Source organism: Tenacibaculum sp. SZ-18 (genome assembly GCF_002813915.1).
In the GTDB taxonomy this organism is placed as follows: Bacteria; Bacteroidota; Bacteroidia; order Flavobacteriales; family Flavobacteriaceae; genus Polaribacter.
On sequence record NZ_CP019335.1, the window covers coordinates 2,381,952 to 2,394,576 of the forward strand.

Sequence of the window (12,625 nt, forward strand, 5' to 3'; positions counted from 1 at the left end):
AGACAATGGCAAAAAAAGAAGTAACGGTAGAACAAAAATTAAGAGCGCTATACGACTTACAATTAATTGACTCTAGAATTGATGAAATTAGAAGCGTTCGTGGTGAATTACCTTTAGAAGTAGAAGATTTAGAAGATGATGTTGCCGGATTAAATACAAGACTATCGAACTTAGCTCAAGATATTGACAATTTAAATACTGATATTAGTAACAAAAAATTGGCTATTGAAGAATCAAAAACTTTAATTAAGAAATATACAGAGCAACAAAAAAATGTACGTAACAATCGTGAATTCGATTCTTTAACTAAAGAAGTTGAATATCAAGAATTAGAAATTCAATTAGCAGAAAAAAGAATTAAAGAATTTAAAGCCAAGATTTCGCAAAAAAAACAAGTTGTAGATTCAACAAAAGAAAAGTTAACCTTACAAGAAGGGCACTTAAACGCGAAGAAGTCTGAATTAGATGCAATCCTTAAGGAAACTGAGAAAGAAGAAAAGTTATTAATCCAGAAGTCAGAAGAATTTTCTAATTCAATTGATGCGCACTTATTAACTGCATATAAAAGGATTCGTAACAAAGTTAAAAACGGTTTAGCTGTTGTATCTATTGAACGAGGAGCTGCTGGAGGATCTTTCTTTACTATTCCACCACAGGTTCAATTAGAAATTGCAAACAGAAAGAAAATTACTATCGATGAGCACAGTGGGCGTATTTTAGTGGATGCTGCTCTTGCTGCTGAGGAGAAACAAAAAATTGAAAACTTAATCTCATAATTAGAGATTCTACATAATTTCTAAGCGACTTTTTAAGTCGCTTTTTTTATTTGTAGTACTTTTCTCGTTTCACTTATACCTTAATATGTTGCAGTTATGGTTTAATCTTTAAAACGGTTGTAATAAGTCAGTAATTTAACCTTACTAAAATTTACTTACTAACCTAAATTAAAATAAATCATGAAAACTGAATATGATATTATTATCATTGGTGGTGGTGCCATGGGATTAGCAACTGCTGCGGAATTAGCAAATACCAATAAAAAGGTACTTGTTCTAGAGCAATTTGGATTTTTTAATGATAAAGGAAGTTCTGCAGGACTTTCACGTCAATTTAGAGTTCAATATGCACAAGAATATATGTCAGAACTTGCCTTAGAATCAATTCCTTATTGGGATAAGCTTCAAAAAACAACTGACGAACAACTAATTGATAAAGTGGGTTCATTATGGTTTGGTGATCCAAATATTAGCTCACAAGAAGGAGGAATTCAAGCTGCAATGAATGTTATGGACAAACTTCATATTCCATACACTCCACTTAACGCTAAACAAATTGAAGCACAATATCCTTTTAAAGACTTACCTGAAGATTATAATGGATTCCTTCAAAAAGACGGTGGAATAATTGATCTAAAGGCAACTTTAAAAGCTTTATTCAATATTGCTAATGATGCCGGAAATATAGATTTAATAGAGTTTGCTCCTGTTACAAATATTCAATCTTTAAACACAGGAATAATCAATGTAGAAACCTCTGAACATCTTTACACGACAGAAAAATTAGTTATTACTCCTGGAGCATTTGTAAACGATATTCTAAAACATTTTGGATTATCGGTAAATGTCGATATCTGGGAAATGTCATCTGCCTATTACAAGAAAACAAAAGACATTACTTTACCAACTTGGTTTGTATTCCAAGAACCACAAAACACCAATTTATTCTACGGTTTCCCAGAGGAGAATTGGGCAAATCCAGGATATATTCGCGTAGCTCCAGATATACCAGATCGTATTCTTAAAGATCCTTCAGATAGAACCGGAATTCCAAGTGAAGAAAGTTCTGCGCTAAACTCAGCTTGGGTTAGAGATCATATGATTGGCTTGGATGATAATCCAGAATTCACCTCTACTTGTTTAATCACTTTAAACAATAACAATAAGGAGTTAATGTTAGATACACTGCCTAATTGGGTTCATAATCATAAAAATATTATTGTATATACTGGTGGTTGGGCCGCTAAATTCATTCCTTTATTAGGAAAAATTCTCTCTGACCTAGCTGTTAAAGGAAAAACAAAGTTTGATATTTCACATTTTAAAATTCAATGGCCAGTTGTACGAGGTGAAATTAGTAATCGATTTGTAACTAAAGAAGCAAAAAGACAGCGATTAGATGTTGCTATTGTTGGAGCTGGAGCATCAGGTTTATACTCTGGATATAGATTATTAAACGGAACTAATAAAAAAGGAGAAAAACTGGATTTAGATGTAGCTATTTTCGAAATGAGTGATCGCATTGGAGGAAGATTAGAATCTGTAAAACTTCCAGGAATAAATGTAGTTGGAGAACTTGGGGGAATGCGATATATGACGGAACAGAAAATTGTAACCGCATTAATTGAAGATGTATTCTCTACTCAATATGGATTAAATCCAATCGACTTTCCAATGGGTGATGCTAATCATCATTTATATTATTTAAGAAAACAACGCTTCTTTGCAAATAGATTTTCTCAGTCTCAAATAACTGGTGAGAAGTTTAAGACAAGATATTTTGTTCAAGAACGATTTGAAGGAATGAGTTCTGACGATATTTTCACAGAAATTATTAGTGAAGTTTTAGAAGCTGATGGATATTCTTTAAAACAAATTCAAGAAAACCCAAATCCACGAGAAGAATGGAATCGTGTTAAACAAGACTTAGTATATCAATTTGATGGACCTTATAAGGGAATTAAGGTTTATAAAATTGGTTTCTGGAACTTATTAAAAGATCGATCTTCTCAAGAATGCTATGAATTCTTATCACAAGCTGGTGGATACTATTCAAACACAATCAACTGGAATGCAGCAGAGGCATTTCCTTATATGGTTGGAGATTTTGCAAGTGACTCTGTAAAATACAAAACTATCGAAGGTGGATATGATCAAATACTGACTTGTTTAGGAGATGATTTTATTCAACAAGGTGGTACAATTTACACAAAGAATAAACTGAAAACATTCAAAAAAAATAAAGACATTTCGAGTGAATATAAATACATTCTAACTTTTTATAATTTAAAAAAAGAAGAATATTATGAAGTTGAAGCAAAAGACATGATTCTAGGAATGCCAAAACGATCTTTAGAACTACTAGATCAGGACAATTTCTTCTTCAATCCAGAAAAAAACCATAAACTACATAATAACCTAAATTCTGTTATTCCAGAACCATCGGTAAAAATATTGCTTGGTTTTGAAGAACCTTGGTGGGAAGCTAGCTTAGGCGCAATGGCAGGAGAATCTATTACAGATTTACCAATGCGACAATGTTACTATTTCGGAGTTGATCCCGTGAATTCTCACTCTTTATTTTTAGCTAGTTATAACGACATGAGAACAGTAACTTTCTGGCAAGCATTAGAAGCTGGAGAGAAATTCCAAACTCGAGAAACCAAATTAGTACGAGCAAAAAATAGTATTTACGCAGACTACGAACACGCTAGTAAAATGATGGTTGGGGAGGTCATGAATCAAGTACGAGAATTACATGGTCCAAATGTTGAAGTTCCACCACCATACACCTCTGCTTATAAAGACTGGACCAAAGATCCTTACGGAGGTGGATATCATGCCTGGAAAAACGAATATAAAGTTTGGGATGTAATGCCATACATTCGACAACCTTTCGAAGAGGAACGAATTTTTATTGCCGGCGAAGCATATTCAGATCAACAAGGTTGGGTTGAAGGAGCGTTCTGTGTAACTGAACATATTATGAGAGAAAAATACGCATTAGAATGTCCAAGTTGGCTTGATGATGATTATTACCTAGGATGGTAACAAAAAAAGAGTAACTAAAAGTTACTCTTTTTTGTTTTTTTTCTTATTGAAATTAATCGAAGGATGTGCCCAATTTTATATAATCTAAAAACTCTCTTTTAGTCTCTTTCTCTTTGAACTTACCGCCAAATTCAGCTGTAACAGTTGAACTTTCTATATCTTTAATTCCTCTAGAGTTTACACATAAATGTTTCGCATCAATCACACAAGCTACATCATCTGTTCCTAATGCTTCTTGCATGGCTTGCACAACTTGCATTGTTAAACGCTCTTGTACTTGAGGTCTTTTTGCATAATACTCTACTAATCGATTCATTTTTGATAAACCAATTACTTTACCATTTGAGATGTATGCAACATGTGCTCTACCAACAATTGGTAACAAGTGATGCTCGCAGGTCGAATAAACAACAATATTTTTTTCTACCAACATCTCACCATAATTATAATTATTATCAAAAGTAGATGCCTTCGGTTTATTTTTAGGATTTAATCCCATAAATAATTCATTCACATACGCTTTTGCAACTCTTCTTGGAGTACCATACAAACTATCGTCCGTTAAATCCATACCCAAAGTTTCAAGGATATCTTTAACGCTTTCTTCGATTTTTGCAATCTTTTCTTCGTCCGAAATATCAAAAGCATCAGCCCTTAATGGTGTATTTGCCGATGTTCCGATGTGGTTTTCACCAATTTCGTCTATTCTATCGTCTATCATATTGTTGTGGGTCTCGAACATAACTTTTTGTTTAATGTTTTTTTGTAAAGATAAAACAAAAAGTTCTTTTTATTGTACTATTTTAATTATTTCCTTGATTTTAAGGAGTTTTTCTTCTCTTGTTTGTGTGTTTTTTAACTTAAATTGCTCATCTTCAACAGTAGTTATAACAAACTCTATGCCTCTTTTGTCAACATATTTCCACTGCTTCTTTTGTTGATTATTAGTTGTGGCAACATCAGGATATAACTCAGCTTTTACACCATTGGCTCGTAACTCATTAATTGCTTTTATTTTAGCCAATGACTCATTCTCATCGAAATTTAAGAATAAAACTTTTGGTTTTGGTAATTCTACTTCATTAAATAGTCCTAATTCTTCCATAACTAAGTAAATTCGGTCTAAACCGAATGAAATTCCGACACCACTGACATCTTTTAAACCAAAAATACCTGTAAGATCGTCATATCTTCCACCTCCACCGATAGAACCGATTTTTACTTCTTTTGGAGCAGAAACTTCAAAAATTGCTCCTGTATAATAATTCAATCCTCTTGCCAAAGTGACATCAAGATCTAAACTTGCTGTTTGTAATCCCAAACCTTTTATATTCTTGATTACAAAACGTAGCTCTTCAACTCCTTTCGTTCCTTCTTCTGATGCAACTAACATTTCTGCCAAAGAATTAAGTTTATCATCATTACTGCCAGTGAAATCGAATAACGGTTGAACTTTCTTTATTGCTTCTTCAGAGATTCCTTTCGAAATCATCTCAGCGACAACTCCATCTTTTCCAATTTTATCTAACTTATCTAAGGCAACCGTAAAATCGATTAGTTTATCCTTAGCACCAATCACCTCCGCAATTCCCGACAAGATTTTTCGATTGTTGATTTTAATGGTCGTTCCTTGAATTTTTAACTTACTAAAAACTGCATCGTATAGTTGTACAAACTCAACCTCTTGCCATAAAGACTGACTTCCTACTACATCTGCATCACACTGATAAAATTCTCTATACCTACCTTTTTGCGGCTTATCTGCCCTCCATACTGGTTGAATTTGATAACGTTTAAACGGAAATGTAATTTCATTTTGGTGTTGTACTACATAACGAGCAAATGGAACTGTTAAATCGTAACGTAAAGCTTTTTCTGAAATTTGTTTCGTTAACTTACCACTATCCTTTTCCGCTAAAACCTCATCACTCACTTTTGATAAATAAGGACCTGAATTTAAAATCTTAAAAATTAATCGATCTCCCTCCTCTCCATATTTACCCATCAAAGTTGAAGAGTTCTCAAAACTTGGTGTTTCAATAGGCTGGAAACCGAACAATTCAAAAGAATGCTTTATTGTACTGAATATAAAGTTTCTTCTTGCTACTTGAATAGATGAAAAGTCTCTGGTTCCTTTAGGAATTCCTGGTTTCATAAATTATAATTCGATTAAAAACTAAATAATATTTATTTAAGCCTGCAAATATCCGAATTTATTGGTAGATTATGAAGTTTTATTTCTACGTTTTAACTGATAGATAGATGCATTTAATTCAAAACCAAGTAATAGAATAATTGCATTTAACCAAATGAATAACATTAAAATTAATAAAGTTCCGATAGAACCATACAACTGATTGTACTTAGCAAATTTTACAACGTAGATTCCAAAAAGATAAAACGTAAACAACGAAACAACCGTGGTTAATAAAGCCCCAGCAGAAAAGAATTTAATTTGTTTTCCTTGTTTTGTACCATATCGAAACAATATTGAGACAATTGTGTAAATCATTATCAAAAATAATAATCCCCTACCGAGGTAAAATAAGTTCATTTCTCCCGTATCGAACCAACCAATATCATCTATTTTTGATAATGCGATTTGGTACAAAATAATTATTGAAACTGTAATAATTAAAAAAAATGACATTAATAACGACACACCTAAAGAAACCACATATGTTCTAAATACGTTTCTAAATTCTTTAACGTGATATGAATATTCAAATCCTCCAAAAATTGCATTCACTCCATTAGTCATTAAAAAGATAGAAGCTATAAAACCAAAAGATAGTAAACCTCCATACTGATTATTTAAAATATCTCGAATAACGCCGTTTACAGCATCGAATGTTTTTGGTGGTAAAGCTTCTCTAATTAAGTCGAATAAACCATCTTGAAATCCTTCAATTGGTAAATATGGGATAAGTGTAAGTATAAATAGTAAAAATGGAAAAATCGCCATGAAAAAACTAAATGCAATTCCTCCTGCGCGAGTAGTTAATGCTCCTTTAACGATACCTATAACATACATTTCAACTACATCATAAAGCGAAAGTCCCTCGAGACGTGGAATTTTAATTTGTTTTCCAAATTTAACTAACCAGTTTATTACAGGTATTTTTTCTAGACTTTGTTCTATTTCTTCTGACATTTTTTTGTTACTAAGATTCAGCGTCTCTTCAACTCAAAGTTACAAAGCTTTTCAGTTTATAAACCAATTCTTTTAAATAAATAATTATCATATATCTTTTGAGTTCTCAAATAAAACTAAACAACATTCTCAAAATTTCTTTTGATTACTCAAATAGCTTTGAAAACTTGATTCTATTTCTGTAGTTTAATTTGAAAAACATCTCATGTTGAGTTTGAAGCTAAAACAGTGAAGCCATATAAATTATTCAAAAATCTTAAACAATCATCTAACCCGGCTTTCATACCCATCAGCAATACTACTAGGGATTGTTATAGCATTTCTTTTGATTCTAGGATATTATTACATACTTTTAGTCTTTAGAGAAAAACTAGTGTTTTCTACAAATTTCGTTAACAAAAATCATAGTTTTTTCCAAGAAATTAGTTCTCTAAATATTGTTAGAGGCTTTTTTTCACTTTATCTACTAACTTTATCCAGTTAAAGAAAACTATATTTACTCAATACTCTTTTTATATTGAGGACTAAAAGTTCAAAAATATTAATTTATAATTCGTTGACTCTTTGGCTAAAAAACTATTCCTCTATCCTGATTTTATACTTCTTCAATAAATTTATCAAGTTATGTGTTGAGAAAACTGCTTTTTCAACTTTATTCGTTTCTAAATCTATGGAAAAGTTACGTGAAGTTTTAAAATTTGCGCAGCGCAAATCAGTTTCTTCAAAAATAGCAGAAGTCAAATCGCAATTATCAAAAAATGAAAATTGTAAATCTGCCTCAGAAAAATCAACCTCTTTAATACTACAATCGATAAACTTAAAATTCTGGATTTTTAACTGATAAAATGATGCATAATCAAGCTGACATGCTGTAAAATTCATTTTTAATAAAAACGAATCTACTTCATAAAACTTGACTCCTAATAATTTACAATTAAAAAAATGCACATCCTTAAAACTAGAATCTTTGAGTCTCGCGTTACTGAAATTACAATCAATAAACTCACATTCTAAAAAGTCAGAACCGTTTATATGTAACTCCGAAAAATCACAATTCTTAAAGGTACAAGAATCAAAATCAGTTCTACTAAGTTTTTCACTAGTAAAACTGACTTTGGTATAGGTTTCATTATCGAAGTAATCGTTCATATCCCCTTTCGTTATTGCAACTTAAACTTAGTAATCGAATCATCCACATCAAAATATGTGGATACTATTCCTTTTTGTTATTTATTATAAACACTATTGGAATATCTCCAAAATGCCCGCAATCATCCACATATTTCATAAATACGAAGCGCTTTCTATTTATCAGTTAAGGTTTCAGCTTTTATTTATGAAACAATATTTTGAATAGTTTCATTCTGATAATCGAAAAAATAAGTCACTCTTAAGTAGTCTATAAATAAATATGAATTTTTATTTTAATCCTCTTGCTTTTAACATTGGTTCTGCTTGTGGATCTCTTCCTGCAAATGTTTTATACATTTCTGCATAATCCATTGTGCTTCCTCTTGACAATACTTCTTTTCGGAATTTATCCCCATTTTCTCTAGTTAACAATCCGTTATTCTTAAACCAATCGTATGCATCATGACTCAACATTTCTGTCCATAAGTAAGAATAGTAACCAGCTGCGTACCCCCCGCTAAAAATGTGTGCAAAATATGTAGAACGATATCTTGGTGGTATTTCATCTACATTTAATTTCATTTTCGCTAAAGCTTCTTTCTCAAATTTTGCAACGTCATCAACATTTGTATCCAAACTAATCGTGTGCCATTGCATATCTAAACTAGAAGAACATAAGTTTTCTATGATTGAATATCCTTGATTAAAAGTTCCAGCATCTTTAATTTTCTTCAATAAAGTATTTGGAATAACTTCTCCTGTTTTATAATGTAAAGCATAGTTATTTAAAACATCTGGATGTGTTGCCCAATTTTCGTTTACCTGAGAAGGAAACTCAACAAAATCTCTTGCCGTACTGGTTCCTGAAATTGAAGCATATTGTTGATCACCAAACAATCCGTGTAATGCATGACCAAATTCATGGAACATCGTTTCCACTTCGTCAAAACTAATTAAAGCTGGTTCTCCATCAGCAGGTTTCGGAGAATTACATACATTGTAAATTACTGGCTTTTGATTACGTAGCTTCGATTGTTTTACAAAAGCGCTCATCCAAGCTCCACCTCTTTTACTATCTCTAGCAAAGTAATCGCCATAAAATAATCCTAATTTACTTCCATCTTCTTCAAAGATTTCATACACTACAACATCCGGGTGGTACACAGGAATATCTGTACGCTTTTTAAATGTTAATCCGTATAATTTCGTAGCAGCGAAGAAAACTCCTTTTTCCAACACATTATTGATTTCAAAGTATTGTTTTACTTCATTTTCATCTAAACTGTATTTTGACTTACGAACTTTCTCAGCGTAAAAATTCCAGTCGTATGGAGTTAATTTAAAATCTCCTCCGTTCTTTTTAATTTCAGCTTGAATTTCTTTTACTTCTGAAGCCGCTTTTTCTAAAGAACCTGGAATTAAGTTATTGAACATATCAAAAACTTTATCCGGTGTTGAAGCCATTGTTCCTTGTAAACTCCAGCTAGCATAATTATCAAATCCAAGAATTTTAGCTTTTTGAGCACGCAAAATCACCATCTCTTTCACTAACTCTGAAGTGTTATATTCTCCTGCATCTGTTCTATGAATTGATTTATTGAATAACTCTTTTCTAACTTCTCTATTATCTAAAGTTTGTAAAGATGGTTGTTGTGTTGTATTAATCAATTGGATTTCATACTTCCCATCTTTCTCTAGTGATTTGATTTTTTCTTCAGAAAACCCTTTTAATTTATCTTTATTATCAACTATAACTCCACCTTTCTTGCTCGCATCTAATAATTTCTTACCAAAGTCATTTGATAAACTTGCGAGCTTTGCATTGATATCTTTTAGCTTCGCTTTATCTTCTTCAGATAAATTTGCACCAGCTTTTGCAAAGCTTTTAAATGTTTCCTGTACTAAATGTTTAGATTCATCGTCAAGATCAAGAGCTTCTACGTTGCTATGCACTGTTTTAATTTTTTCAAACAATTTTGTATTTAAAAAAATCTCATCTCGATGGTTTGAAAACTTTGGTGCTAATTCCTTTTGATTTTCTTTAATCACTTCATTTGTATGCGCTCCTGCTAATGCATAAAATACAGCAGTTACGTTGTCTAATGTTTTACTACTCTCTTCTAAAGCTAATATGGTATTTTCAAAAGTAGGTACATCGGTATTTGCTACTATTTTTGCAATCTCTTCGTTTTGAACTTCCATACCTTTTAAAATTGCTGGCATAAAATGTTCGTTTTTAATTTTAGTAAAATCTGGCGCACCGTAATCTAAAGTACTTTTTAGTAATAATGGGTTTTCAGAAGTACTCATATCCTTTTCTTCTTTTTTGGTTTCATTGGTATTACAACTAACTGCTAAAGCAATGGTTGCAAGAAAAATATATTTCTTCATTATTTTGGTTTATTAAGTAAGCTTTTCGACTTTGTTATCTGTTAAGTTTTGAAGGTTAGCCGTTATTTTTTCAATAGGCCAATCCCACCATTTTAACTCTAATAATTTTTTTATTGTTTCTTGATTAAAACGTTTTTTTATTTCTACACCTGGATTTCCACCTACGATAGAATACGGAGCAACATCTTTTACGATTGTACTATTTGTAGCAATGATAGCTCCATCTCCAATAGTTACGCCAGACATGATAGTTGCATTATGACCAATCCAAACATCATTACCAATTATGATATCTCCTTTATTCGGATATGTTTTACCTTCCATGGCGTTTTCCCATCCATTTCCAAAAATTGCGAAAGGATATGTTGAAATTGCATCCGTTAAATGATTAGCTCCATTCATAATAAAACTAGCTCCCGAAGCAATCATGCAAAATTTACCAATGACTAATTTGTCTCCCGTAAAATCGAAGTGATATTTCACATTTTTCTCGAAGTTTTCCACATTCTCAAAATCGTCGTAATATGTATAGTCTCCTACTATAATATTCGGATTTTTTATAACGTTTTTCAAAAAGCAAAGTCTATCGTAATTTGCTAGTGGAAATTTTGTTTTTGTATCGGGTCCGAACATTTATTAATCGACAGCTTTTAAACTTAAATCTAAATTATACACTGAATGAGTTAAAGCTCCAGAAGAAATAAAATCAACACCACATTCTGCATATTTTCTAATAGTTTCTTCGTTAATCCCACCAGAACTTTCTGTTAAACACTGATCTCCAATTAACTCAACAGCTTTTCGCGTATCTTCATAATTAAAGTTATCAATTAAAATTCTATACACTCCTTCATTTGATAAAATCTCCTTTATTTCATCCAAGTCTCTAGCTTCAACAATAATTTTAATGTCTAACTCTTTCTCAGCTAAGTATGCTTTTGTTTTAGTAATTGCTTGTGTTATTCCTCCTGCAAAATCAATGTGATTATCTTTAATCATCACCATATCATATAATGCAAAACGATGGTTCTCTCCTCCTCCAATTTTAACAGCCCATTTTTCTAAAGCTCTAATTCCCGGGGTAGTTTTACGAGTATCTAAAACTTTTGTTTTTGTCCCTTCTAATAAATCCATAAAGAAACGTGTTTTAGTTGCAATGGCACTCATTCTTTGCATTGCATTCAATACTAATCGTTCTGCCTGTAAAATAGATTGAGATTTACCGGAAACATAAAATACGATATCGCCATATTTTACTTTTTCACCATCATTAATAAGCGTTTCAATTTCAAGATCTGCATCAACATAAGCAAATACCATTTTTGCAAATTCAACACCTGCAATAATCCCTTCATCTTTTACTAATAACTTGGCTTTTCCGGTAGCGTCATCAGGAATACAAGATAATGATGTATGATCTCCATCACCTATATCTTCACGAATTGCATTTGATATAATTAAATCTAGTTCTTTATTAAATTGTTCTTTAGATATCATTCTTTTCTCGTTATAGATGTAAAAATAGCATTTTTACAATTACGAGTTAACAATTGATAATTATGAATTAATTTATTGTGTAAAATATTAATACCTAATTCAACATTCGTAATTTTGACATATGAAAATCAAATTACTTGCTGTAGGAAAAACTGATGATAAAAATTTAAATCAGTTAATTGAATTATATCAAAACAGACTCAAGCATTATGTCAAGTTTGACATAGAAATTATACCTGATATTAAGAATGCTAAAAACTTATCTGAAGCACAACAGAAAGAAAAAGAAGGTGATTTGATTCTTTCAAAACTTCAAAATACTGATCAACTAATATTACTGGACGACAAAGGAAAACAATATACTTCTATTGAGTTTTCTTCTTTTCTTCAAAAGAAAATGAATTCTGGAATTAAGCAATTGGTTTTGGTAATTGGCGGACCTTATGGTTTTTCAGAAGCGGTTTATAAAAAAGCCAGCGGAAAATTATCTTTATCTAAAATGACTTTTTCTCACCAAATGATTCGACTATTTATTGTAGAGCAAATTTATCGCGGATTTACTATTTTGAGGAATGAGCCTTATCATCATGAGTAATTTTAACTCAATAAAAAGTATCATTTACTC

Annotated in this window: 10 protein-coding genes; 3 read left to right on the forward strand and 7 right to left on the reverse strand. The window is 31.5% G+C overall.

Features of this window, described 5'->3' with window-relative positions; genetic code table 11:
• Nucleotides 1-5: 5 nt before the first annotated feature.
• The gene (locus BTO06_RS10530; protein WP_100925268.1) at nucleotides 6-776 is read left to right on the forward strand and encodes a zinc ribbon domain-containing protein; all 771 of its coding nucleotides are present in this window, start codon (nucleotides 6-8) and stop codon (nucleotides 774-776) included.
• A gap of 180 nt (nucleotides 777-956) precedes the next feature.
• Entirely contained in the window at nucleotides 957-3,827 is a 2,871-nt protein-coding gene (locus BTO06_RS18790; protein ID WP_232731445.1) for an FAD-dependent oxidoreductase, read from the forward strand.
• A 52-nt stretch (nucleotides 3,828-3,879) separates the two neighbouring features.
• On the opposite strand, the gene folE is transcribed toward BTO06_RS18790, so the two are convergent.
• From folE to nadC, 7 genes are all read right to left on the reverse strand, one after another.
• Nucleotides 3,880-4,548: a GTP cyclohydrolase I FolE gene (gene folE / locus BTO06_RS10545; RefSeq protein WP_100925269.1), complete on the reverse strand. Its 669-nt coding sequence runs from the start codon at nucleotides 4,546-4,548 to the stop codon at nucleotides 3,880-3,882.
• Between the two features lie 69 nt (nucleotides 4,549-4,617).
• The gene (hisS, locus tag BTO06_RS10550; protein WP_100925270.1) at nucleotides 4,618-5,982 is read right to left on the reverse strand and encodes a histidine--tRNA ligase; all 1,365 of its coding nucleotides are present in this window, start codon (nucleotides 5,980-5,982) and stop codon (nucleotides 4,618-4,620) included.
• 69 nt (nucleotides 5,983-6,051) lie between these two features.
• Nucleotides 6,052-6,981 (reverse strand): YihY/virulence factor BrkB family protein, encoded by a 930-nt coding sequence (locus BTO06_RS10555; protein ID WP_100925271.1) that lies wholly within the window; start codon nucleotides 6,979-6,981, stop codon nucleotides 6,052-6,054.
• Nucleotides 6,982-7,557: 576 nt separating this feature from the next.
• Nucleotides 7,558-8,130, reverse strand: a complete 573-nt coding sequence (locus tag BTO06_RS10560) for a pentapeptide repeat-containing protein (RefSeq protein ID WP_100925272.1) — start codon at nucleotides 8,128-8,130, stop codon at nucleotides 7,558-7,560.
• A gap of 270 nt (nucleotides 8,131-8,400) precedes the next feature.
• The gene (locus BTO06_RS10565) at nucleotides 8,401-10,503 is read right to left on the reverse strand and encodes a M3 family metallopeptidase (protein ID WP_100925273.1); all 2,103 of its coding nucleotides are present in this window, start codon (nucleotides 10,501-10,503) and stop codon (nucleotides 8,401-8,403) included.
• Nucleotides 10,504-10,515: 12 nt separating this feature from the next.
• A complete protein-coding gene (locus BTO06_RS10570; RefSeq protein WP_100925274.1) occupies nucleotides 10,516-11,136 on the reverse strand; it encodes a CatB-related O-acetyltransferase in 621 nt (206 codons plus the stop codon).
• A gap of 3 nt (nucleotides 11,137-11,139) precedes the next feature.
• Entirely contained in the window at nucleotides 11,140-12,000 is an 861-nt protein-coding gene (gene nadC / locus BTO06_RS10575) for a carboxylating nicotinate-nucleotide diphosphorylase (protein ID WP_100925275.1), read from the reverse strand.
• A gap of 121 nt (nucleotides 12,001-12,121) precedes the next feature.
• Here nadC and rlmH point away from each other — a divergent pair, with 121 nt between their 5' ends.
• On the forward strand, nucleotides 12,122-12,595 hold the full coding sequence (rlmH, locus tag BTO06_RS10580) for a 23S rRNA (pseudouridine(1915)-N(3))-methyltransferase RlmH (RefSeq protein WP_100925276.1): 474 nt from the start codon (nucleotides 12,122-12,124) through the stop codon (nucleotides 12,593-12,595).
• Nucleotides 12,596-12,625: the final 30 nt, after the last annotated feature.